This window comes from Streptomyces sp. NBC_01294, from assembly GCF_035917235.1.
GTDB classification, from domain to species: domain Bacteria; phylum Actinomycetota; class Actinomycetes; order Streptomycetales; family Streptomycetaceae; genus Streptomyces; species Streptomyces caledonius.
The window spans coordinates 1693600-1716642 of the sequence record NZ_CP108423.1 but is presented as its reverse complement, the minus strand read 5'-3'; the positions used below and the strand labels follow the sequence as shown (position 1 = coordinate 1716642).

23 protein-coding genes and 1 pseudogene are annotated in these 23043 nt (G+C 74.3%); 14 read left to right on the top strand and 10 right to left on the bottom strand.

Annotation, left to right across the window (positions count from 1 at the left end):
* Window positions 1-36 precede the first annotated feature (36 nt).
* The 3 genes from OG534_RS07800 to OG534_RS07790 form a co-directional block, all read right to left on the bottom strand.
* Window positions 37-1053, bottom strand: coding sequence for a TIGR04222 domain-containing membrane protein (locus tag OG534_RS07800; protein ID WP_326587348.1), 1017 nt, complete (start codon window positions 1051-1053; stop codon window positions 37-39).
* A complete protein-coding gene (locus tag OG534_RS07795; RefSeq protein ID WP_326587347.1) occupies window positions 1050-2462 on the bottom strand; it encodes a DUF692 domain-containing protein in 1413 nt (470 codons plus the stop codon). The genes OG534_RS07800 and OG534_RS07795 overlap by 4 nt, the downstream gene beginning before the upstream one ends.
* 120 nt (window positions 2463-2582) lie before the next feature.
* Window positions 2583-3335 carry an aminoacyl-tRNA hydrolase gene (locus OG534_RS07790; RefSeq protein ID WP_326587346.1) on the bottom strand — a complete coding sequence of 251 codons (753 nt, stop codon included), beginning with the start codon at window positions 3333-3335 and terminating at the stop codon, window positions 2583-2585.
* A gap of 71 nt (window positions 3336-3406) precedes the next feature.
* On the opposite strand from OG534_RS07790, the gene OG534_RS07785 reads away from it, so the two are divergent.
* The 4 genes from OG534_RS07785 (at window position 3407) to OG534_RS07770 (ending at window position 5856) form a co-directional block, all read left to right on the top strand.
* Window positions 3407-4081: an AIM24 family protein gene (locus OG534_RS07785; protein WP_326587345.1), complete on the top strand. Its 675-nt coding sequence runs from the start codon at window positions 3407-3409 to the stop codon at window positions 4079-4081.
* Window positions 4082-4110: 29 nt separating this feature from the next.
* On the top strand, window positions 4111-4938 hold the full coding sequence (locus tag OG534_RS07780) for an ATP-binding cassette domain-containing protein (protein WP_442807047.1): 828 nt from the start codon (window positions 4111-4113) through the stop codon (window positions 4936-4938).
* On the top strand, window positions 4935-5588 hold the full coding sequence (locus tag OG534_RS07775; RefSeq protein WP_326587344.1) for an ABC transporter: 654 nt from the start codon (window positions 4935-4937) through the stop codon (window positions 5586-5588). The genes OG534_RS07780 and OG534_RS07775 overlap by 4 nt, the downstream gene beginning before the upstream one ends.
* Window positions 5589-5664: 76 nt before the next feature.
* A complete protein-coding gene (locus OG534_RS07770; protein WP_326587343.1) occupies window positions 5665-5856 on the top strand; it encodes a hypothetical protein in 192 nt (63 codons plus the stop codon).
* 9 nt (window positions 5857-5865) lie between these two features.
* Here OG534_RS07770 and OG534_RS07765 read toward each other — a convergent pair whose 3' ends face one another.
* From OG534_RS07765 to OG534_RS07755, 3 genes and pseudogenes are all read right to left on the bottom strand, one after another.
* Window positions 5866-6555 carry a polysaccharide deacetylase family protein gene (locus OG534_RS07765; protein ID WP_326593517.1) on the bottom strand — a complete coding sequence of 230 codons (690 nt, stop codon included), beginning with the start codon at window positions 6553-6555 and terminating at the stop codon, window positions 5866-5868.
* Between the two features lie 384 nt (window positions 6556-6939).
* Window positions 6940-8274 (bottom strand): annotated as a pseudogene (locus OG534_RS07760) (alkaline phosphatase PhoX); the annotation flags it as partial.
* Between the two features lie 166 nt (window positions 8275-8440).
* Window positions 8441-9052, bottom strand: a complete 612-nt coding sequence (locus OG534_RS07755; RefSeq protein WP_326587342.1) for a hypothetical protein — start codon at window positions 9050-9052, stop codon at window positions 8441-8443.
* A 247-nt stretch (window positions 9053-9299) separates the two neighbouring features.
* Between OG534_RS07755 and OG534_RS07750 the strand changes: the two genes are divergently transcribed.
* Together OG534_RS07750 and OG534_RS07745 are read left to right on the top strand one after the other, a co-directional pair.
* Window positions 9300-10613: a cytochrome P450 family protein gene (locus OG534_RS07750; RefSeq protein WP_326587341.1), complete on the top strand. Its 1314-nt coding sequence runs from the start codon at window positions 9300-9302 to the stop codon at window positions 10611-10613.
* A 27-nt stretch (window positions 10614-10640) separates the two neighbouring features.
* Complete coding sequence (locus tag OG534_RS07745; RefSeq protein WP_326587340.1) at window positions 10641-11735, top strand: amidohydrolase family protein; 1095 nt, start codon at window positions 10641-10643, stop codon at window positions 11733-11735.
* 55 nt (window positions 11736-11790) lie between these two features.
* Here OG534_RS07745 and OG534_RS07740 read toward each other — a convergent pair whose 3' ends face one another.
* Entirely contained in the window at window positions 11791-12216 is a 426-nt protein-coding gene (locus tag OG534_RS07740; RefSeq protein WP_326587339.1) for an OsmC family protein, read from the bottom strand.
* A gap of 61 nt (window positions 12217-12277) precedes the next feature.
* Window positions 12278-13333, bottom strand: a complete 1056-nt coding sequence (zapE, locus tag OG534_RS07735) for a cell division protein ZapE (protein ID WP_326593516.1) — start codon at window positions 13331-13333, stop codon at window positions 12278-12280.
* 84 nt (window positions 13334-13417) lie between these two features.
* Between zapE and OG534_RS07730 the strand changes: the two genes are divergently transcribed.
* From OG534_RS07730 to OG534_RS07695, 8 genes are all read left to right on the top strand, one after another.
* Window positions 13418-14200: a pyrimidine reductase family protein gene (locus tag OG534_RS07730; RefSeq protein WP_326587338.1), complete on the top strand. Its 783-nt coding sequence runs from the start codon at window positions 13418-13420 to the stop codon at window positions 14198-14200.
* A 135-nt stretch (window positions 14201-14335) separates the two neighbouring features.
* Entirely contained in the window at window positions 14336-14803 is a 468-nt protein-coding gene (locus tag OG534_RS07725; protein ID WP_326587337.1) for an indole-3-glycerol phosphate synthase, read from the top strand.
* Between the two features lie 62 nt (window positions 14804-14865).
* Window positions 14866-16263, top strand: a complete 1398-nt coding sequence (gene murC, locus OG534_RS07720) for a UDP-N-acetylmuramate--L-alanine ligase (protein WP_326587336.1) — start codon at window positions 14866-14868, stop codon at window positions 16261-16263.
* Window positions 16264-16290: 27 nt separating this feature from the next.
* Window positions 16291-16704: a peptide-methionine (R)-S-oxide reductase MsrB gene (gene msrB / locus OG534_RS07715; RefSeq protein ID WP_326587335.1), complete on the top strand. Its 414-nt coding sequence runs from the start codon at window positions 16291-16293 to the stop codon at window positions 16702-16704.
* Between the two features lie 353 nt (window positions 16705-17057).
* Window positions 17058-19418: a sensor histidine kinase gene (locus tag OG534_RS07710; RefSeq protein WP_326587334.1), complete on the top strand. Its 2361-nt coding sequence runs from the start codon at window positions 17058-17060 to the stop codon at window positions 19416-19418.
* Entirely contained in the window at window positions 19415-19834 is a 420-nt protein-coding gene (locus OG534_RS07705) for a roadblock/LC7 domain-containing protein (RefSeq protein ID WP_326587333.1), read from the top strand. The genes OG534_RS07710 and OG534_RS07705 overlap by 4 nt, the downstream gene beginning before the upstream one ends.
* Complete coding sequence (locus OG534_RS07700; RefSeq protein WP_326587332.1) at window positions 19834-20205, top strand: DUF742 domain-containing protein; 372 nt, start codon at window positions 19834-19836, stop codon at window positions 20203-20205. The genes OG534_RS07705 and OG534_RS07700 overlap by 1 nt, the downstream gene beginning before the upstream one ends.
* Window positions 20192-20791 carry a GTP-binding protein gene (locus OG534_RS07695; RefSeq protein ID WP_326587331.1) on the top strand — a complete coding sequence of 200 codons (600 nt, stop codon included), beginning with the start codon at window positions 20192-20194 and terminating at the stop codon, window positions 20789-20791. Before OG534_RS07700 ends, OG534_RS07695 begins: the two co-directional genes overlap by 14 nt.
* Here the strand turns inward: OG534_RS07695 and OG534_RS07690 are convergent.
* Both OG534_RS07690 and OG534_RS07685 read right to left on the bottom strand, forming a co-directional pair.
* On the bottom strand, window positions 20781-21746 hold the full coding sequence (locus OG534_RS07690) for an NAD-dependent epimerase/dehydratase family protein (protein ID WP_326587330.1): 966 nt from the start codon (window positions 21744-21746) through the stop codon (window positions 20781-20783). The genes OG534_RS07695 and OG534_RS07690 overlap by 11 nt on opposite strands.
* Window positions 21743-22837, bottom strand: a complete 1095-nt coding sequence (locus tag OG534_RS07685) for a cytochrome P450 (RefSeq protein WP_326587329.1) — start codon at window positions 22835-22837, stop codon at window positions 21743-21745. Before OG534_RS07685 ends, OG534_RS07690 begins: the two co-directional genes overlap by 4 nt.
* Between the last annotated feature and the right edge of the window lie 206 nt (window positions 22838-23043).

Genomic DNA, 23043 nt, shown 5'->3' with positions numbered 1-23043 from the left:
GCCGCGCCCTACGCCCCCGGTTGCCGTACCGGGTGGTCAGGAACTGCTGGAGCTGGAGCAGCTGGAACCGGACGAACTGCTGCAGCTCGAGCTGCTGCTGGAGCAGCTGGAACCGCTGCTGCCGGAGGACCCGCAGCCGGATCCCGAGGAGCCGCCGCAGCTCGAACCGCCACCGCCGCAGCTCGAACCGCCACTGCCGCCGTCGCTCGTGGCGCACCAGAGGACCGGCAGCAGCTCGGCTGCGGATCCGTACGACGCCCCGTCCGTGCTGCGAAACCGCGGGCCCGACTGGGCCGCGGCCAGCCGGGTGCCGCGGATGGCGGGCACCAACTGCTGCCGCAGGTACGGGTCCCGCAGACCGCGCAGCCCGAACAGTGCGGTCTGCACGTACGGGGTCGGGTCGTTGCGGTGCGCGGAGCGGGTCGCGAGCAGCGCCCGCCGCCCCGCCGGGGTGACCCGGCTCTTGGCCCGGGCCGCGCAGATCAGGCCCACGAGGATGCCGGCCACCAGGACGACCAGCACCTTCGCGATGAACGGCACCTGGGGGCCGGAATCGACGACGAAGCCCACGAAGGTCAGCACCAGCGACACCGGGATCAGGAGCGCGCACACGGCGGCCTGGAGCAGCGCCAAGCGGCGCCACGGCCGCCCGGATCCGGGCGGGGAGAGCAGCCCGCGTGCGGCCAGCGCGTCCCCGATCTCCTGGACGGCCGGGTCGCACATGGCGGTGTAGCGCACCTGGTAGAGCCACCCCGAGGGCGCCCCCTGGTGGGCCTGGAGGACGGCGCGTTCGGTGGGGTTGGTGGCCCACGACCCGGGGTGTACCTGGACGATGCCGGGACCGCCGACCACGAGTCGGCCGTCCCCGAGCATGGAGACGAGCGCGACGTCCACGACGGTGCCGGGGCCGCCCACCACGAAGGCGGCCTCGGACAGGTCGTGGAGCCCGGCCGCAGGTCCGGCCGAGGCGGGCCGGGAGCTGCGCAGCCCGCGCATCAGCAGGAACGAGGAGACGATGACGGCGATCCAGATCGCGAGGGCGAGGAGGTTCATGCCGCCCTCCCCACGAGCGTCCGGGCCCAGCGCACGATCCGGCCGGGCGGCCTGGCCCCGGCCCGGTCCCGCCACCAGGCGGTGAGCCGGCGCCGGGCGGCCGGATCGGCCGGCAGGTCCCGGATCAGCAGGTGCTCGGCGAAGTCCAGCGCGTCCCGGCGGTAGCCGGCGGTCATGGGGCGGCCCTTGGCGTAGGCGAGGAAGGCCTCGCGGTACGGGTCCCGGCCGCCCAGGATCCCGGGCAGCTCGGGAGCCAGCCGGGCCACCACGTCGGCCCGCTTGGCGGCCAGGGCCCGGGCCTGTACCCGGATGCGCAGCCGGTCGAACCCCTCGGGCACCGGGGTCCCGGCCACCAGGGCCGACAGCAGCGCGGCCTGCCCGAGCGCCACCCGGGTCCGGGCGGGCTCAGTGTCGCCGAGGAACTCCGCCTCCGCGGCGGGCTCCTGTGCGGCAGCCTCCGGTGCCGCTTCCGGCACGCCGACGCCCGGGACCTCCGTCGCGGGGGCGGTGGCCGCGGGGCCCGCGGTTGCGGGGCCGGCGGTTGCGGGGCCTGCGGTCGCGGGGCCTGCGGTCGCGGGTCGCGTCGTCGCGGCGCCCGCCGTCACCACTGCGCGGATCGCGGTCAGTTCGTCCGCGAGTTCCTGCTCCGGCGGGAAGTCGTCGTCGCGTTCCAGCAGGACGCCCGGCGGGTCCACCCGGGAGCGCAGCTCGGCCAGCAGGTCGAGGACCACCGGCGGCACCGGGTGCGCGTGCGTGTCGTGCCAGACGCCGCCCCGCTCCACACCGCCCGCCACGTGCACATACGCCAGCGCCTCCAGCGGGATCCCGTCCAGGACGGCGGCCGGGTCCTCGCCCCGGTTGACCCGGTTGGTGTGCAGGTTGGCCACGTCGATCAGCAGCCGGACACCGGTCCGCTCGACCAGCTCCGTCAGGAACTGCCCCTCGGTCAGCTCCTCGCCCGGCCACGAGAACAGCGCCGCGATGTTCTCCAGGGCCAGCGGCACGGGCAGGGCGTCCTGCGCGATCCGTACGTTCTCGCACAGCACGTCCAGCGCGTCGCGGGTGCGCGGCACCGGCAGCAGGTGCCCGGCCTCCAGCACGGGCGAGGAGGTCCGTACGAAGGCGATGTGCTCGGTGACCAGCGGCGCCCCCAGCGCCACCGCCCGCTCGCCGAGCGCCGCGAGCTTCTCCGGGTCGGGGCGGTCGGCGCCGCCGAGCCCGAGCGAGACCCCGTGCGGCACGACACGCGTACCGCGCTCGCGCAGCCGCAGCAGCGCCTCGGGCAGGTGGCCGGGGCATACGTTCTCGGCCACCACCTCGACCCAGTCCAGGCCGGGCAGCCGCTCGACCGCTTCCGCGATCTCCGGCCGCCAGCCGATGCCCACCCCCAGGTGTGCCATGGGCTTCATGTCCCCTCGCCCCCTCTCGTCGCATCGTGTGCCGATGTCATGACCCCGGCGGAGTCGGGCCAACCGCCGGAAGGGACGTTCAGAGGAACATTTGAGGTTCCCGCCGGCCGGGGAAGGCCGTCAGAGCCGGGAGCGCAGCGCCGGATGGTCGGCGACCACCGTCGCGCTGCCCGGAGCGATCTCGGTGAACCCGGCGTCGCGCACCACGGGCAGCCCGCTCCCGCTCAGCTCCGCCCACCGCTCGCGCGCGGCCGTCCGTACCGCCAGGCGGAAACCGGAATCCTGCCAGGCGGCCCGCTCCGCCTCCGTCAGCTCCCACCACGCCAGCTGCGCCGCGTGCCCGGCCTGGGCCATCGCCTTGCCGGCGGACATGTCGAGGTCGGGGTTGAGCCACAGCACGGGCAGGGCCGGCTCGGTGACCGCGGCGACCGGCTCCGGGTCGTCCAGATCGGTGCCCGACACCTGGAGCTTGGCCAGCTCCTTGGGCCAGCCGTCGAGGGGCACCGGCGGGAAGACCCGTACCTGCGCGCCGTCGCCGTCCACCGTGACGCCCGGCAGGGTCTCCGCCTTGCGCCACTCCGCCCCGCGCGCCCGCCGGACCACCTTGCGGATCCGGGCGTCCTGCCAGTCGCGGACCGCCCCGGCCCACTCGCCCTCGCCCCGCGCCCGTTCGTCGGTGAGCAGGACCAGCACCGCGCGGGCCGCCGTCTCCAGGGCGTCCGTGCGGGCGGGCGGCTCGGCCTTCTCGATCCGCACCACCAGCGGCAGGACGAACTGCGGGGCCTCGTCGCGCCGTACGTGTTCCTGCCGGAACGGGCTGTCCGCCCCGACCGCGGGCACGTCGGAGATGTCGTTCGTGTGCTGGCTGCTCATCCCGCCAAGGATGCCAGGCTCCGCCTTGAGGATGATGTCCCGGGTGGCCGGCCCGGGTGAGGATCGATGCCATGAAGAGTGATCTTTTCGCGTCCGAGAACCTGGCCCAGGCGGCCGTCACCCCTGGCATGAGCCTGCAGAACGCCAAGTCCGTCAAGTACAACGTCAACGGTGAAATGCTGGCCCGTCAGGGCTCGATGGTCGCCTACCGCGGCAACCTCCAGTTCGAGCGCAAGGGCCAGGGCATAGGCGGCATGCTCAAGCGCGCCGTGACGGGCGAGGGCCTGGCCCTGATGTCCGTACGCGGTCAGGGCGAGGCCTGGTTCGCCCACCAGGCGGGCAACTGCTTCATCATCGACTTCGAGCCGGGTGACGCCCTCACCATCAACGGCCGCAACGTGCTCTGCTTCGACCCGACCCTGTCCTACGAGATCAAGATGGTGAAGGGCGCCGGCATGACCGGCGGCGGCCTCTTCAACAGCCTCTTCACCGGCACCGGCAAGCTCGCCGTGGTCTGCGACGGCAACCCGATCATCATCCCGGTCACCGCCCAGTCCCCGGTCTACGTCGACACGGACGCGGTGGTCGGCTGGAGCGCCGCTCTGGAGACCGGCCTGCACCGCTCCCAGTCGGTCGGCTCGATGATCCGCGGCGGCTCCGGCGAGGCCGTCCAGCTGATGCTGCGCGGCGAGGGCTTCGTCATCGTCCGCCCGAGCGAGGTCACCGAGACGGCGGCGTCGCACTGAGGGCACCGACCGCAACGCACCTGACCGGCGTGGGCCGCCGCTACGGACCACGGCGGCCCTGGGTGCTGCGCGGGATCTCGCTGGAGCTGCCGCACGGCGCCCTGGTCAGGGTCGAAGGCGGCAACGGCGGCGGCAAGTCCACCCTGCTGCGGCTCGTCGCCGGGATCGACGCACCGACCGAGGGACGCGTGGGCGGCCGCCCGCGCCGCACGGCCTACGTCCCCGAGCGCTTCCCGGCCGCGCTGCCGCTCGGCGCCGCCGCCTACCTGACCCACCTGGGCCGGGTGCACGGGCTCCGGGGAGCCGAGGCGGCCCGGCGGGCGGAGCACTGGCTGGAGCGGTTCGGGGCCGCCGGGCACGCCCGCACCCCGATGGCCGAACTGTCCAAGGGGACCAGCCAGAAGGTGGCCGTCGCCCAGGCCCTGCTCGCCGAACCGGGGCTGCTCGTTCTCGACGAGGCCTGGACCGGGCTGGACGCCTCCGCCCGGACCGAGTTGGACCTCGCCGTGGCCGAACGCACCGCCGCCGGGGCCACGGTGGTCTTCGTCGACCACGACCCCCGGCGGCTCGCGGGCGCACCCGACGCGCACTACCGGGTCGAAGGCACGTCGCTCGTGCCGGTGCCGGTGCCGGTGCCGGTGCCGATGCCGACGTCCGAAGGGGCAGGGGCGACCCGCGTCCGGATCCGGGCCGCCGGACCGCCCGGCAGCCCGCTGCCGGCGGGCCTCGCCGGCGTGCCCGACCCGGACGGCGGCGCCGTGCTGACCGTGGACGCCGCCCGCTCCGACGAGGTGCTGCGCGTCCTGCTCACCGCCCGGCCGCCGTGGCACGTCCGGGCCGTGGAGGAACTGCCGTGACCGCCCTGCTCCGCTACCAGAGCGCCCTGCTGCTGCGCTCGCAGCGCTGGCTCGCCCCGTTCTTCGTGTACGCCGCCTTCGTGGCCGTCGGGATCCAGCCGGGCGAACCGGCGCTGGACTCCCTCGGCTACGCGGCCGCCGGCCTGGTCCCGTCGGCCGTCTGGCTCGTCCGGATCTGCGTCACCGGCGAGCCCGACGCCGCGCGTGACTGCGCCGCCGCCGCGGCCGGCCCCGTACGGGTCCATGCGGCGGCACTGCTCACCGGCCTCGGCGGGGCGCTGCTCGCGGGAGCGGCCGGAGCTGCCGTCGCCCTGCTGCTCGGCGACCGGGCCGGGCTCGATCCCGCCGCGACCGCCCTGGCCGGCGCCCTGGCGGTGGCGGTGTGCGCGCTGACCGGCGCGGCCGTGGGGGCGCTGTGCAGCAGGCCGCTGGTGCGGCGCCGCGGCTACGGGGTGCTGGCCGGGACCCTCGGCTCCCTGCTGGCCTGGGTCCTCGCGCCGTCCCCGGCCCGCGGCGCGGTGTCGGCCCTGGTCACGGGGGCGCGCTCGGGCACCGTACCGCTGCCGTGGACGGCCCTGGCAGGTGCGCTGCTGCTGGCCGGCGCGGCGGGTGCGGTGGCCTGCCTGGCGGCCGCGCGGCGGGGCGGCTGACGCGTGCGGCCGCCGCCGGACCGGGCCTCCCGCGGCTCCCTGCCGCGCGCCGGCCGGCCCGAGTACGCTCGTACGCATGGACCAGCCGGCCGAGACCCCGTCGTACTGCCCCGCTCCCGCCGCCCCGGCCGGGCGGGTGCCGGGGCCGCCGTACGCGGACTGCCTGGAGTGCGGCAAGCCCACCGAGTACGGGGTCGCGACCCCGGGCGTGGTGCTCTGCCCGGTGTGCGAGTGGCAGGACGCGCAGCGCACCGCCTGCTCCGGCTGAGGGCTCCGGCTATTTCCCGATGAGTTCGGAGACCTTCACGAACCGGTAGCCGCGCTTGCGCAGCTCCGGGACGATCTTCCGGACGGCCTCCTCGGTGACCGGGGCGGCGCTGCGCGTGCAGTGCATGACCACCACCGAGCCGGGCTTCACCCCGGCGAGCACCTGCTCGGCCACCGCGTCCGGGTCGCTCGCGAAGGCGTCGCCGCTGACCACGTCCCACTGGACGGCCGTGACCTTGGCCGTGGACAGGGCCCGCAGCGCCTGGTCGTCGTAGCAGCCGCCGGGGAAGCGGAAGTACGGGACGGTGTTGACCGCCCCCGCCTGCCGGAAGGCGGCGAAGGCCCGGTCCACGTCGGCGCGGGCGGCGGCGCCGTCGAGCGCGGGCAGCCCGTAGCAGGGGGACTTGAAGGCGTGGTGGCTGTACGAGTGGTTCGCGACCTCGAAGTTCGGGTCGGTCCCGATCGCCTTCGTCTGGTCCGGGTACTCCTCGGCCCAGCGGCCCGTCATGAAGATCGTCGAGGGCACCTTGAGGGTGCGCAGGGCCGAGATCAGGCCGGGATTGTCGAACTGCTCCCCGCCCGCCGCCCGCGGCCCCTGGTCGGAGGTCATGTCGGCGTCGAAGGTCAGCGCCACGGTCTTGTCCGTCTGCTGCGTCGCCCGCTCGAAGACCGGGGTCAGGCCGCCCGGGCCGGGTGCCATGGTCGGGGCCTTGGCGGGCGCACCGGCCTGCGGCGCCGCGGCGGTCGGGGCGGCGGGTCCGCTGCTCTGCGGGGACGTGGCGGGCGCGCCGGAGGCCGGGGCGGCGGGGGTGCCCATACGGGCTTCGCGGCCGGCGTCCGACGTGCCGGCGCCGCCCGAGCATCCCGTGAGGACGACGCCGAGGGCGGCACTGAGAGCGGCGACGGACGCCGCTTTGCGCACAGAAATGGTCACACAGGCAAAATATATGACTATCCGGCAAGTAGTCGTGCACGGCGCTCCTCGACGTCGAAGTCGGTCGGCGGGCACGACGGGCCGATGGCCCGCGGGTGGTCCCCCAGGCGCTTCCCCAGGTCGAACGGAGGGGAGCGCGGGGTCAGTGCCAGGGCCCGTCACGGCGAACGTGGTTCCCGGGACGTAGGTGTTGAGGTACATCGTGCGCCCGTCGGGGGAGAAGGTGACCCCGGCGAACTCGCCCCACTCCGGGGCCCCCGGCCGCCCGATGTCCTCGGCGTTGCGGGCCATCGGATAGACCTCGCCGCCCGCCGTCACGCCGAAGACGTACTGCGCCCCGCCGCCGTCCTCGCACACCATCAGGCCGCCGTCCGGGGCCAGGCAGATGTTGTCGGGGGAGTCCCCGGGCAGCATGATGTCGGCGGCCGGGCCGAAGAGGACGTCCAGCCGCAGCCGGGCGCGCCGCGGATCGTAGAACCACACCTGCCCGTGGTGGTCGCCGGACGCCCCCTCGCCGCTGCGGGCGTAGCTGGAGACGAAGTGGACGCCGGAGCCACCCCAGTAGCAGCCCTCCAGCTTCTGCGCGTGGGTGATCCCGCCCGGCCCGAAGTCCTGCAGCCGGATCGGCGTCCGGGCCGCCGAGGGGTCCGGGACGGGCACCCACTCCACCGGGAACTCCGCGCCGGGTTCGGCCACCGACGCCAGGTCGGCCAGCCCCGGCACGCGCAGCGCCTCCAGGGCGCCCCCGGCGCGCAGGGACCCGGTTCCGCCCAGCGGCCGGGCCGGCAGGAAGCGGTAGAAGAGCCCGAACGGCTCGGTGAAGGCGTCCTCGGTCTCGTAGACCACCCCGCGGTACGGGTCCACCGCGACGGCCTCGTGCGCGAAGCGGCCCATCGCGGTGAGCGGGACCGCGCCCGAGCGGAGCGGGCGGGCCGGGTCCACCTCGAAGACGTAGCCGTGGTCCTTGGTGTAGCCGGAGGTGCCCGCGCGGTCCTCGGTCTCCTCGCAGCTCAGCCAGGTGTTCCAGGGGGTGCGGCCGCCCGCGCAGTTGACGGCGGTACCGGCGAGGGCGACCCGCTCGCCGGTGACCTGCCCGGCCGGGTCGAGGTCCAGGGCCGTGCAGCCGCCCAGGGCGTGGGGGTCGTACGTCAGGCCCGGCACGGCGGGGACGCGCAGTGCGGCGGTGGTGCGGTTCTCGTGGTTGCGGACCAGTTGGACGCGGCCGCCGCCGGCGTCGAAGGCGGCCATGCCGTCGCAGTTGGCCGGGACGGTGCCCTCGCCGGAGCGCAGCGGGCCGCCCGAGCGCGAGAGGACCCGGTAGGTGAACCCGGCGGGCAGGTCGAGCAGCCCGCGCGGATCCGCCAGCAGCGGCCCGTACCCCCGCTCGGCCCCGGCGACGCGCGAGCCGCCGGCGAACAGCGCGCCGAGCGCCCCGCTGAAGGCGATCGCGCCGGCGGCGAGCAGGCTGCGTCGGGTGACGGACATCGGCGGCTCCGGGGCGGCGCGGGGCGGGCGGCTTCAGGCGGATGGCGGCCGGGTGGCCGGGTGGCCGACGGCAGGTGGCAGGATGCCGACGGCAGGCGGACCCGCGTGAGCCGGACCGCGCCGGCCGGACACCTCGCCGGCCGGACACCCCGTCAGCCGGGCCGCGTCAGGCCTGCGGCGTGGGGCGGGTGGTGCCCGGCAGGCACCGCACCGCCGGGTTGAAGGTCGCGTACAGGCCGCTGGGGTTCTTCTTCCAGAGCCACAGGTGCAGGGCGTAGTGGACCGGCTGGCCGGGGAAGTTGCCGGGCTTGGGCCCCTTGAAGGCGGTCCCGAACATCGTGGGGCGGTCGTCGTCCGTCGTCAGCTTCTGGTCGCGGTCGTAGACCAGCCACTGGACCCCGACGAGGCGCTTGCCGCCGCGCCCGTCGTCCTCGTAGTACAGCGCGGCGGGCTTCGCCGGGTCGACGGAGTTGTCGTAGGCGTGGTTGAAGTGCGGGTAGCCGAGCGCGCCCGTTCCCCCCGCCCGGTCGAAGACGCAGTACGTGTCCGGCACGTAGCCGGCCGCGACGGCCTTGCCGTGCACCTGGTACGGGGCGGTCGCCGCGTACACGATCGCCCGGTCGGCCAGCGCCCGGCCGGTGCCGGTACCGATGCCGGCGCCGATGCCGGCCCCGGCCGCGGTGGACGAGGCGGCAGTGGACGAGGCCGGGGGAGCGGTGAGGGCCGCCAGGGTGAGCGAGGCGGCTGCCGTGAGGGCCAGGGCGAGACGTCGGGCCATGCGCGGGGCTCCTTGTGGACGGGCTGGCTGTGGCACCAGCAGCCCTTCCCCGGGCCGCCGCACCCGCCACACACTCGGCCCGGACGGCCGACCGCCGATCGGCTGACGGTCGGCCGGGACCCCACCCGGACGACCCCCTGCCCGGCCCCGTCACCTCACTCGAACGGGAACGGCGCCGTTTCGCGGTCCACCCGTACGGGGAACCCGTGTGTCCGCAGAAGTCGAGTGCGACGGAGGGTGCGGAAACATGGCGCAGCAGGATGCGGCACCGAACGGCGGCGGAGAACTGCACGACATCGTGTCGGCCGTGTCCCGGGGCGCGCCGGAATACCGGCAGTGCCCCCACCCCATGTACGCCGCGCTGCGCGAGCAGGCCCCGGTGTGCCGGCTGACCCCGCCCCACGGGATCGACACCTACCTCATCACCCGTCACGACGACGCCCGTGACGCCCTGTCGGACCCCCGCTTCAGCAAGAACATGCGCGGCGCCATCGACACCTACCACGCCGTGTACGGCAGCTTCTTCGACGCGCTCGACGACAACGTGCTCTTCTCGGACCCGCCCCGGCACACGCGGCTGCGCCGCATCCTGCGCAGCGCCTTCACCCCCCGGCGGGTGGAGCAGATGCGCCCGAGGATCACCGAGATCGCCGAGGAGATCCTCGGCGAGTGCCGGAAGGCGGGCACGGTCGACCTGATGACCGCGTTCGCCTTCCCGCTGCCCGTCGCGGTCCTGTGCGAACTGATGGGCATTCCGCAGGAGGACCGCCCGGAGATCCTGGAGCAGTTCGCGGAGGTGACGCGCTCCCGGTTCGATCCCGGCAGGAAGGCGGAGCTGAAGGCGGCCGAGGAGCGTCTGCAGCACCGGCTGGAGCGGCTCATCGCGGACACGCGCGACCACCCGTCGGACTCCTTCCTCAGCGACCTCGTCCAGGCGGAGGAACAGCTGGAGGACCACGAACTGGTCGCGTCGCTCTGGGTGCTGTTCTTCGCCGGCCACAAGACCACCGCCTACCAGATCGGGAATTCGGTCCTCAACCTGCTGCTGCGCCCCGACCAGGCGGCGAAGCTCCGCGAGGACCCCCGGCTCGTCCCCGGGGCGGTCGAGGAGATCCTGCGCTTCGAGGGATCGGTGGAGACGTCGACCTTCCGGTACGCGGCGGAGGAGGCCCGGATCCGGGACACGCTGATCCCCAAGGGCTCCCTGGTGCAGATCGCGATCTCCTCGGCCAACCGGGACCCGGAGAAGTTCGCGTCCCCCGACGAGCTGGACGTGACCCGCGAGGGGCTCCAGGGGACGCACCTGGGCTTCGGCCACGGGACCCACTACTGCCTGGGGGCGCCGCTGGCGCGGCTCGAACTCGAGATCGCGCTCACCCTGCTCCTGCGGGAGTTCCCGGACATGGCGCCGGCGGACGCGCAGGAGGCCCAGGGGGCCTGGCTCAACGGACCGGTGGCGGCGTTCCGGGGGCTCCAGCACCTCCGGATCGTCCTGGATCCGTCGCGCCCGGACGAGGACCCCGGCGAGCCGGCCCTGGCCTCCGTGGCCTCCGGAAAGTAACCCAGACCCGATGGGCGGTGGATCGACATGACGGATTCCGCGAGTACCCCCGGGGTGCGCCTCCTGGGAACACCGGCGAACGCACTGCGCGTCGCCGCGGTGGGCACCAGCGAGGTCATCCGGGTCGCGCGGGGTTCCTCCGCACCGGGCCCGGCCGCGGCACACGCGGTCCAGCCGAAGATCGACATGCATCACCACTTCTGCGCGCCGCAATGGCGCGAGTGGGCCGTGCACCACGGTCTGATCAAGGAGGAACAGCTGCCCCCGTGGACCCGGCTCGACACCGCGGCTGCGGTCCGCTTCATGGACGACGCCGGCATCACGACCGCCGTCCTCAAGCCGATGCTGCCTGCGCGCTACCGGTCGTCGGCGCAGCTGCGCGAAGCCGTCAACATCACGCTGCAGTCGATGATCGAGGTGGCGCAGTCGCACCCGGGGAGGTTCACGTACTACGTGCCCCTCTTCCTGGACGATCCGGAGGCGTCGTCCTGGGCCGTGCGCCGCGGGCTGGGGCAGCTCGGCGCCGTCGGCGTGAACGTGACGGCCAACTACGGGGGCGTCTACCTCGGGGATCCCGCCTACGACCGGCTGTTCCACGAGCTGAACGAGTTCTCCGCCGTGGTGGACACCCACCCGCACAACCTTCCGGGCTGCCCGCCCGGAGCGTCGACGGTTCCCGGCATCCCGAACTTCATGTGCGACTTCCTGCTGGACACCACGCGGGCCGCCGTGAACATGATCAGCAGACGGACGCTGGACCGCTTCCCGAACCTGTCCGTCGTCCTGCCGCACGCCGGCGGCTTCCTCCCGTACATCGCGTCGCGCCTGCAGGCCCTCGGGCGGTTCTGTGACCCGCCAGTCGAACCCGCCGCCGTCCGCGACCACCTGAGCCGCTTCTACTACGACACCGCGGGACCCATGGCGCCCGCGGCGACCCTGCTGGAGCACGTGCCGGCCGACCACATCCTCTTCGGCACCGACTGGCCCGCCGCCCCAGCGGACACGGTCACGGACCTGGCGCTCCCCGCGCTGGAAGCGGACCCGGCCTTCACCCCGCAGCAGCTGCAGGGGATCTACCACGACAACGCGATGCGCCTGATCCCACAGCTGGCGACCGCCTGACGGGGGTGTGCGGGCCGCGTCGTGCGGCCCGCGCCCCCCGCCGGAGCGGGAGCGGTCAGGCGAGCTTGGCGCTCAGGGTGATGGTCGTACCGGTCAGGGCCTGGCTCACCGGGCAGTTCTTCTTGGCTTCCTCGGCGGCGGCGGTGAAGCCGTCGTTGTCCAGGCCGGGGACCTCGCCCTCCACCGTCAGGTGGATGCCGGTGATGCCCTCACCGGGCTGGAAGGTGACGTCGGCCTTGGTCTCCAGCCGGGTGGGCGGGTTGCCCTTGCCCGCGAGGGCGTGGGACAGCGCCATCGAGAAGCAGCTGGAGTGGGCGGCGGCGATCAGCTCTTCGGGGCTGGTCTTGCCGTTCGCGGCCTCGGAGCGCGCGGGCCAGGAGACGTCGTACGAACCGAGGCCCGAGGAGTCGAGGGTGACGACACCCTTGCCCTGCAGGAGGTTGCCTTCCCAGACGGTGTGCGCGTGACGCGTGGTGGCCATGGTGATCCCTTCGCAGAAGTGGAAACGGCCGGGCCCCCGGAAGAGTCCGGCGTTCCCAAACCTACTGGGACACCAGGGGTTTCGCGTCGCGCGCCAGCGCGGTGAGCCGCGATATGGCGCGGAAGTACTTCTTTCGATAACCGCCGTTCAGCATGTCCTCACTGAACAGCCGGTCGAAGGGGGCCCCGGAGGCCAGGACCGGTATCTCGCGGTCGTACAGCCGGTCGGCCAGCACCACCAGTCGCAGCGCCGTCGACTGGTCCGGCACCGGGCCGACGCCGGTCAGGCAGACGGCCGCGATCCCGTCGGTCAGCGCGCCGTAGCGGCTCGGGTGCACCCGGGCCAGGTGTTCCAGCAGGCCCGGGAAGTCGTCCAGGCTCGCGCCCGGGGTCGCGTACGCGGCCTTGGTGACCTGCTCGTCCGAGAACGGCGCCGGCGCCTGCGGCAGACCGCGGTGGCGGTAGTCCTGGCCGTCGATCCGCAGCGGCCGGAAGTGCGCCGACAGGCCCTGGATCTCCCGCAGGAAGTCGGCGGCGGCGAAACGCCCCTCGCCGAGCTTGCCGGGCAGCGTGTTGGAGGTGGCGGCCAGCGCCACGCCCTGCTCGACGAGACGGCTGAGCAGCGAGGACACCAGCACGGTGTCGCCGGGGTCGTCCAGTTCGAACTCGTCGATGCACAGCAGCCGGTGCTCGCCCAGGGTCCGCACGGTCTGCTGGAAGCCGAGCGCGCCGACCAGGTTGGTCAGCTCCACGAAGGTGCCGAAGGCCTTGAGCGCGGGCTCGGCCGGGGTGGCGTGCCACAGGGAGGCGAGCAGGTGGGTCTTGCCGACGCCGTAGCCGCCGTCGAGGTAGACCCCGCGCGGGGCGGTGGGGGCGGCCGGCTTCCTGGAGAACCAGCGCTTCCGGCCGGCGCCGCTCGCGTGCGCCCCGCCCAGGCCGGCGGCGAAGCCGCTCAGCACGGTGACGGCCTCGGACTGGCTCGGCTGGGTCGGATCCGGGTCGTACGTGTCGAAGCGCACCGAGTCGAACCGCGGCGGCGGCACCATCTCGGCCACCAGCCGTTCGGCGGGCACCCGGGGCTCACGCGCGCACAGGGCCTCGGGCCCCACGCCGGCTATCGGAGGCCGGCCTGAGGTGTAACCGGAGGTGGAGAGTGATGTCGACACAGCCCTTAACTCTACGGGGCGTGGCACACTGCCCGGATGCGCCGCCTGTTCCCTGTGACCGATCAGACACCAGCCTCGCCCCGGGACCTGACCGACCGGGAGTGGTCGCTCGACGAGCTCGCGGACGCCTACGCGTACCCCGGCCTCGGACCGGACGGGCACTGGCTGCGGGCGAACATGGTCTCGACCCTGGACGGGGCCGCCCAGCACGACGGCCGCTCGCAGCCCATCTCCGGCGAGACCGACATGCGGATCTTCGGCACCCTGCGGGCGCTGGCCGATGTGGTGGTCGTCGGCGCGGAAACGGTTCGTCAGGAGGGCTACCGCCCGGCCCGCGCCCGGGAGGCCTTCGCGGCCCGCCGCGAGGCCTCGGGACAGGGCCCGGCCCCCGCCATCGCCGTGGTCACCGCGAGCATGGACCTGGACTTCTCGCTGCCCCTGTTCGCCTCCCCGCTGGTGCCGACCCTGGTGGTCACCGGCGCCGCCGCGCCCGCCGACCGGGTGGCCGCGGCCGTGAAGGCCGGGGCCGAGGTCGTGGTGGCCGGTGACGGCGCGGCCGTGGACGCCGCCCGGGCGGTACGGGAGCTCGCCGAGCGGGGACTGCGCCGCCAGCTCACCGAGGGCGGGCCCCGGCTGCTGGGCCAGTTCGTGGCCGCGGACGCCCTGGACGAGCTGTGCCTGACGATCTCGCCGATGCTCACGGCGGGGGGTGCCCAGCGGATCGCCGGAGGGCCCTCCGTCACGGTTCCGCACCGGCTCGCGCCCGCCTGCGTACTGGAAGAGGCCGGGTTCCTGTTCACGAGCTACCGTCGGATCTGACAAGGGGCGGAATTTGTCGTTCCGCTTTGCTTCCGCTGGGCACATATACCTGCGCAGGCCCCGTGCGACAGCGGGGCAGGATGGTTTCCGCAGGGGCCGGCCAGCCGGCCTCGGCCCATGAAGGAGAGGGCGTCCGTGTTCACGAGCGTATTGATGATCGAGCAGCCGCTGACCACGGTGGACGTGGACTTCGTCACCACCCTGCACGGGGACGACGCGGTCTCCTTCGTCGTCCTCATGCAACCCCGGGGCGACCAGGACCGACTGCTGCGCGCCATCGACGACGTAGCGCTCGGTGAGCTCCCCGAGGCCATCCGCGAGGGCGACGAACCCGAGGGGGACGCCGCCCTCGGCCCCGCCGCCCTCGCCCTCGCGCACTCCCTGAACGCCCTGCGCCTGAAGGGCGCCAAGGCCGTGGGGCAGATCGTCGAGGACCACCCGCTCGACAAACTGAAGGCCGTCGTGGACGAGACCGGCGCCGACGAGGTGATCGTCCTGACCGCCCCGCACTTCGTGGAGGAGTTCTTCCACCGGGACTGGGCCTCCCGCGCCCGCCACAAGGTCGGAGTTCCGGTGCTCAAGCTCTTCGCCCACAACGAATAGGCTGGGGCCCCAGAGCCCACCGCACGCAAGCACCGCACGCACTCGATCATGGAGCGAACTGAATGAAGCCCGGCCTGCCGACCGCCATGGAACGGCCCCACTTCATCGGCATCGGCGGCGCCGGCATGTCCGGCATCGCGAAGATCCTCGCCCAGCGCGGCGCGCAGGTGGCCGGCAGTGACACCCGCGGCGACTCCGAGACCGCCGAGGCGCTGCGCGCCCACGGCGCCACGGTCCACGGCGGACACGCGGCCGGAAACCTCGCCGCCGACTCCACCTGCGTGGTCGTCTCCAGCGCCATCCGCGCCGACAACCCCGAGCTGGCCCGCGCCGCCGAGCTCGGCATCCCCGTCGTGCACCGCTCCGACGCCCTCGCCGCGCTGATGGACGGGCTGCGCCCGATCGCCGTCGCCGGCACGCACGGCAAGACCACCACCACCTCGATGCTGGCGGTGTCCCTCTCCGCCCTGGGCCTGGACCCCTCGTACGCCATCGGCGGCGACCTGGACGCCCCGGGCTCCAACGCCCACCACGGCGAGGGCGACATCTTCGTGGCCGAGGCGGACGAAAGCGACCGCACCTTCCACAAGTACAGCCCGCAGGTCGCGATCATCCTCAACGCGGAGCTCGACCACCACGCGAACTACGCGTCGATCGAGGAGATCTACGAGTCCTTCGAGACCTTCGTCGGCAAGATCGTTCCCGGCGGCACCCTGGTCGTCGCCCACGGGCAGGAGGGCGCCGCCGAGATCACCCGCCGGGTCGCGGGCGCGGAGGGCCTCACCGTCGTCACGTACGGCGAGGAGGAGGGCGCCGACGTCCGGATCGCCAAGATCACCCCGCGCGGCCTGACCAGCGAGGTCACCGTCGTCCTGGACGGCCGGATGCTCACCTTCACCGTCTCGGTCCCCGGCCGCCACTACGCGCACAACGCCGTCGCGGCCCTCGCCGCGGGCGTGGCCCTCGGCATCCCGGCGCACAACCTGGCCTCCGCCCTCGGCAAGTACACCGGCGTCAAGCGCCGCCTCCAGCTCAAGGGCGAGGCCGCCGGCGTCCAGGTCATCGACTCCTACGCGCACCACCCCACCGAGATGACCGCCGACCTGGAGGCCATCCGCGGAGCCGCCGGGGACGCCCGGATCCTGGTCGTCTTCCAGCCGCACCTCTTCTCCCGCACCCAGGAGCTGGGCAGGGAGATGGGCCAGGCGCTGGCCCTCGCCGACGCCTCCGTGGTCCTGGACATCTACCCGGCCCGCGAGGACCCGATCCCCGGCATCACCAGCGAGGTCATCATCGCGGCCGCCCGGACCGCGGGCGCCGACGTCACCGCCGAGCACGACAAGGCGGCCGTCGCCGACGTCATCGCGGGAATGGCCAAGCCCGGTGATCTCGTTCTCACCATGGGCGCGGGCGACGTCACGGACCTCGGTCCGGCCATCCTCGCCCGCCTGACGAGCTGAAGGCAGGACGAAGGAGCGGGAGAACCAATGTCGTACGAGGTCGAGAAGACGGACGAGCAGTGGCAGGCGGAGCTGACCCCGTCCGAATACCAGGTGCTGCGCCTCGCCGGCACCGAGCCGGCCTTCCGTGGTGAATACACGGACACCAAGACGGAAGGCGTCTACGCCTGCCGGGGCTGCGGGGCCGAGCTGTTCCGCTCCTCGGAGAAGTTCGACTCGCACTGCGGCTGGCCGTCCTTCTTCGACCCGAAGGACACCGACGCGGTCGAGCTGATCGCCGACCGCTCGCACGGCATGACCCGTACCGAGGTCCGCTGCGCGACGTGCGGCTCCCACCTGGGCCACGTCTTCGAGGGCGAGGGCTTCCCCACGCCCACGGACCAGCGGTACTGCATCAACAGCATCTCCCTGCGCCTGGCCCCGGCCTCCGACGAGGCCTGATCCCCCCGGTGCATCCACGGGCCCTCCCGACCGCATACCGGTCGGGAGGGCCCGTCCGTGTTCCGGGAGCCGGCCGCGCCTCCGGCCGGAACCTTCCCTTCCTGGTGTCGAGGACATCGCGGTTCGATTCCGATCCGGTCTCTGGCCTGGGGTGATCCGGCACCGATAGCACGCATCGTCACGGAAGACACCTGTCCTATTCCGGCGCGTGTCTGGTTATGATCGGCATCCTCAGATCCCGCCGCAGCCGGACCGGTTGTGGCCGTCCCCTCCCCAGAACCGTGCCCGGTCCGGCCGTTGGGTCACCCCCGACGTCCCTCCGCCGTCCCCGCATCCGAGGACCGATGCCTCCCATGGAATCCGAAGGCGTACGAGGGCAGTCGACGGCCCGCCGGTGGAGAACCGTGCGCCTGCGCACGCTGCTCATCTGGCTGGCGGTGGTCCCCACCGTGGCGATGGGCACCCAAGTGACGGTGACCGCGCAGCGGTTGCTGGCGCAGTCGGAGCAGCTGCGGGACGACGTGGCGGCCGCCGAGCGGGTCGGCGCCCCGCTCTACACCCTCATGGTCGACATGCAGGCCGAGCGGACGGCCACCGCCGCCCATTGGGCGGGCACCGCCGGGGCCGAGGGCGACCTGCGCAAACGGCGCGCCGCCACGGACCTCGCCGCGGCCGAGTTCCGTGCCCTGGCCGGCGATCCCGACCGGTCCTTCGCGGAAGTGACCCGGCAGCTCGACAAACTGGCCGCGTACCGCCAGCGCGCGGACACCCGCAGCGGCGCCGCCGACAGCACGCTGACCTACTACTCCGACGTGATCGGCAAGGTCATCCAGGTCTACCAGCAGGAGTTCAGCCACGCGGAGGACGCCGAGCTCGCCCAGGCGAGCCGGCCCGTGGTGGCCATGCTCCAGGCCACCGAGATGGTGGCGCGCGAGGACACCGTCCTGGCGCTGGCCGGGCCGTCCGGGGAACTGACCTTCGTCGGCTACGACCAGTTCGTCGGCGCCCTCGGCGCCCAGCGCTACCTGCACGAGGCGTCGATCGTGCCGTACCTGGCGGCGGGGGACCACCGGTTCTACGAGCGGGTCGTCGGTTCCGCGGACTGGCAGACGAAGACGCGCATCGAGAACGCGGTCCTCTCCGGGCACAAGGACACGACGGCCGGCATCAGGCTGCCGGCCGAGGTCGGCGGCTGGCAGTCCGCGCACGCCAACTTCTCGGTACAGATGGCCACGCTCAACATCGACCTGGCGCGCACGGTGCTCGCCCGCGGCGAGGCCAAGGCCGAGGAGCTGCAGACCGAGGTCGCCTGGCTGATCGGCGGAAGCGGCGGCGGGCTGCTGGCCGTCGTGGTCGTGGTCGTGTTCACCACGCGGTCGGTGCTCCGCCGCCTGCGCGAACTGCACGAACGCACGGTGACCGTCGCCGACCGGACCCTCCCCGACGTCGTCGCCCGGCTCCAGCGCGGACAGACCGTCGACGCCGAGGCCCTGCCCGCGGTGACCGGGGACGGGGACGAGGTCGGACGCATCAGCGACGCCTTCGCCCGGGCCGTGGCCGTGTCCGTCGACGGGCACCGGCAGCTCGCCGCGGAGCGCCACGGATTCGGCCTGTTCGCCGCCGGCATCGCCTCCCGCACCGGAAACCTGGTCAGCCGCCAGCTGAGCCTCACCGAGGACCTCCAGGACACCTTCGGCCATGACGAGGCGCTGCTCGCCCAGTTGATGCGGGCCGACCAGCTCACGGTGGGCATGCGGCGGCAGATCGAGAACCTCCTCATCCTGGCGGGCGGCGAGGTCCCCGACCCGCACACCGAGCCCATGCGCGTCGCCGACCTGCTCCGCGAAGCCGCCGCGGAGGTCGAGGACTTCCGGCGCATCGAGCGGCAGGCCCTGGACGAGACCAGCGTGGAACCGCGCGCGATCAGCCAGATCAGCCACCTGCTCGCGGAACTCCTGGACAACGCCACCCGCTTCTCCCCGCCCCGCTCGAAGGTCGTCATCCGCGCCGAACTGGTCGCGGACGGACTGTCGGTCGAGATCGAGGACTGCGGGCCGCGGGTGAGCCCGGAGCGCTACGAGGAGATGAACGGTCGCCTGCACCAGGCCCCGCCGTACTCCGTCCTCGCGCAGAACGCGCACCGGCTCGGGCTCTTCGTGGTCGGCCACCTCGCCGACCAGCTCCAGGCGACGGTCACCCTGCGCCGCTCGGTGTACGGAGGGACCTCCGCCGTGGTGATCCTGCCCGGGGAGCTGCTGGTGGCGGCCGGAGCACAGGCCTCGCGGGGGCCCGCGCGGTCTGCGCCGGCGCAGGTCACGGCCCCCGAGGCGCCGGCCCCGACACCGCCGCCGGCCGCCGCCACTCCGGCCGGGCAGCCCGAGCCGGCCGAGCAGCCCGTGCCCGTACCCGTACCCGAGCCCGAGCCCGAGCCGGTCCCGCGCACGAGCGCCGGTCTGCCGAGCCGCCGGACGAAGACACTCGCGCCCGTGCCGGTCCCCGCGGCCCGGCCGGCTCCGGTGGCCGGCACCGCGCGGCCGGCCCTCCCGGAGCGGGTCCCGCAGACCCACATCGCCGACCAACTGCGCGCGCCCCGCGCGCCGGAAACAGCCGTCCGGCCGGACACCGCGACACCCGAAGAGGTGGCCGACGCCTGGGCGGACTACGAACAGGGGACCCAGACAGTGGAAGAAGAGCTCCGACGGGATCAGCCATGACCACCTCTCAGAACACCGCGGCGTCCAACGACGCCATCTACAGCGTCCTCGACAACAACCTGAGCAGGATCGCCGGCATCCAGGGCGCCGTGCTCCTGTCCAACGACGGCATCCGCCTCAGCGCCTACCTGCTGGACCAGCCGCAGGCCGAGCGCATGGCGGCCGCGGCCTCCGGCATCGCCTCCACGATGAAGGCGATATCGCGGGAGATCGACGGGGGAAGCGTCATCCGCCAGCTCGTCGAGATGGACGACAGGTACCTCTGCATCGTCGGCTGCGGGGAGGGCAGCACGCTCATCGTGGTGACCTCCCGCAAGGCACGGCTCGGCGAGCTGGGCGGCGAGGCCGTGCGCACCGCGCAGGCGCTCGGCGAGTGGCTGGGCACCCCCGAGCGCGCCCAGGTGCCGTCCTCGTAATGCCGCAGGACGAGCCGCAGCCCGCAAGCCGCCGCCGTACGCGTCTGTACGCCCTGACCGACGGACGTACAGACGCCGCGCAGACCGTCCTCACCATGGACACCACGATCACCACGGCGGCGGCCGCCGACGACGCGCACGGCGCACTGCCCACCGAGTGGCAGGAGATCCTCGCCATGTGCGCGCCGCCGGGCGGCCGGGCGGTCGCCGAGATCGCGGCGCGGATGCACATCCGCCTCACCCCGATGACGCTGCTCCTCGGTGAACTGGCCGACCGCGGGCTGATCCACCACCGGCCGCCCCTGGCGGCCACCGACACCACCGACGTCCACCTGCTCATGAGAATCAGGGACAACCTTGCCCGGATATGACACGCCCGCCCCCGGGGAACCGGCCCCGGTCAAGATCCTCATCGCCGGTGGATTCGGCGTGGGCAAGACGACCCTGGTGGAGACGATCTCCGAGATCGAGCCGCTGCGCACGGAGGAGCGGCTGACGGCCGCGGGCGTCGGCGTCGACGACCTCGACGGCATCGAGTCCAAGACGGTCACCACCGTGGCCATGGACTTCGGCCGGCTCACCCTCACCGACGCCGGAGTCGTCCTCTACCTGTTCGGCACCCCGGGCCAGGAACGCTTCTGGTTCATGTGGGACGACCTGCTGAACGGGGCGCTCGGGGCGATCGTGCTGGTCGACACGCGGCGCCTCGACCGCAGCTTCCCGGCCGTCGACTTCTTCGAAAGCCGCGGGCTGCCCTTCGTGGTCGGCGCGAACTGTTTCCACGGCGAACAGCCGTACACCGCGCAGGAGATCGGGGCGGCCCTGCACCTGCGGGATCCCGAGACGCCCGTCCTCATGCTCGACGCCCGCTCCCGCGACGACGTCCGCGCCTGCCTGCTCTCGCTGCTCGACGTGCTCATCGTCAGGGCGCAGGCCCCGGCGGCCGTCAGCGGCTGATCCCCGGACCGGCCGCGTCCGCCGAGCCCACCGCGTCCCCCGGACCTGCCGCGTCCACCGCGCCCGCAGGGGCCACGGACGCCAGGTAGTCCGCCAGGGTCCGGCGCGGAGTCCAGCCCCGGGACCGGGCCCGGGTGAGGTCCAGGACCACCGGGTGGGCCAGCTGGTCCACCGCGTAGCGGCTGAGGGCGGGTTCGGCGCGCGCCAGGGCCTCCGCGATCCGGGCCGCCGTACGGGCCACCGGCAGCGGGAGGTGGCGGATCCGGGCCCGGACGCCGTGGGCGCGCAGGACCGCCCGGACCGCGGCGTCGCGGGCGTACGGCTCGGCGTCGGCGATGTTGTACGCGCCCGGCGCCCAGGCGGGAGCCGCGAGGCAGGCCTCCGCCAGGTTCTCCACCGCGGTGAGGCTGAGCGGTACGTCCGGGCCCGGCAGCAGCAGGGTGCCCGCCCGGACCCGCGACAGCAGCCGCGGCAGCAGCGTGGTGTCGCCCGGGCCGTAGACGGCCCGTGGACGCAGCACCACCGCGCCGGCCGCCAGGGCGAGGGCCTCGCCCGCCGCCTTGGTCCGGCCGTAGGCGTTCAGCTGCCCGGTGCGCGGATGCTCCTCGCCGACCAGGCGCCGGTCCGGCCGCGGATCGTAGACGCTGGCGCTGCTCACCCACACCACGGGCCGCCCGCCCGCCGCCCGGAGCAGGCGCTCCGTGCCGTCCACGTTGACCGCGTGCATCCGCGCCTCGGCCGGGGAGCCGGGGGCGGGGTCGCCGACGGCCGCCGCGCAGTGCACCACCAGGTCGACCCCGGTGAGGTCGGGGCCGCCCCGGGCGGCGTCCCAGAAGCGGTGCGTGCCCACCGGGCCCGGCCTGCGGCCCAGGCACACGACCGGCGTTCCGGCGGCCGCGGCGGCGCGGGCGACGTGCCCGCCGCAGAAGCCGGAGGCGCCGGTGACCGCGATCACGATCCGGCCCGTACGGTCAGCGAGCGCCAGCCCGGCAGCGCCGCCCCGCGGTCCACGCGGGCCCGCGTCACCACCGGCCGGTGCGGGGCCAGCGCCGCCAGGACGTCGGCCAGTTGGACGACCGCCAGCCGGGCCCCGGGACACGCGTGCGGTCCGGCGCCGAACACCAGCCGCGCCAGGGCCGGGCCGGCGGGCCGCCGGGCGTCCGGGTCGCGCCGGTGCGCCCCGGCCGCGTGCCGGGCGACCAGCAGCAGCCGGTCGCCGCCGCGCACCGGGCAGCCGCCGACGGACCCGTCGGCCGCGGCCACCCGGGGCAGCAGCGGCGAGGCCGCGGTGACCCGCAGCAGTTCCTCGGCCAGCGCGGGCCGCAGCCCCCCGTCCGCCGCCTGCTCCCACAGTCCCGCGTCGGCGCACCAGGCCACGGCCCGGGGCAGCGCCGCGACGGTGGTGTTGACGGCGGCCACCGCCACCATCGCCGACAGCGCGTCCTCGCCGGGGCCCAGGATCCGGCGCAGCCGCTCGGCGGCCCGGGCCGCGGCGGCCTCGGCTCGCGGGCGGCGCGGCCCGGGCAGATGACTGCGTACGGAGGCGGCGGCGGCCTCGGCGGCGGCCTCCGCGACCGCCCGTGGATCGGCGGGAGAGTCCAGCAGGGCGCACACCACCGCCCCGGAGAGCTCCCGCGCGAGCTCGACGAGGTCCACCTCCCCGCCCCCGGCCAGCGGCGCGAGGCGGCGTACGAGCAACGGCTGCCACCGCGCCCGGAGTTCCTCGACCCCGGCCGCGCCGAGCCCGCCCGCGAGCCCCCGCCGGTCCGCCCGGTGCCCGCCGCCCTCCTGGTCGAACAGCACGCCCCCGCCGTCGCGCAGGGCGGCGCGCGCGGCCGCGCCCGTCGTGCCGGCCGCCGTCCGGTCGAGCGGCAGCCGGGTCAGCGCCTCCCGGTAGGCGTCCGCGTCGTGCACCAGCAGGGTCCGGCCGAGCCTCCGCACGGGCCTGCCGCGGGTGGCGGCGAGCAGCCCGAACAGCACGGGATGGCTGCGCAGATAGACGCGGCGGTCGCGCCGCCGGGCCCGGGCATGGGACGTGGTGCTCATCGGGGCTGTACCTCCGTGGAAGATCGGCGGCCCGGGCCGGGCCGGGCCTGGGCAAGGCCGGGCAAGGCCGGCGGGGCCGGAGAAGGCCTGGCAGGGCAGGCAGGCCTGGCAGGGCAGGCAGGCCTGGCAGGGCAGGCAGGGCGGGCAGGGCGGGCAGGGCGGGACCGGCAAGGCCGGGGACGGTCGGTGCCGTCCGGGGAGCTGCT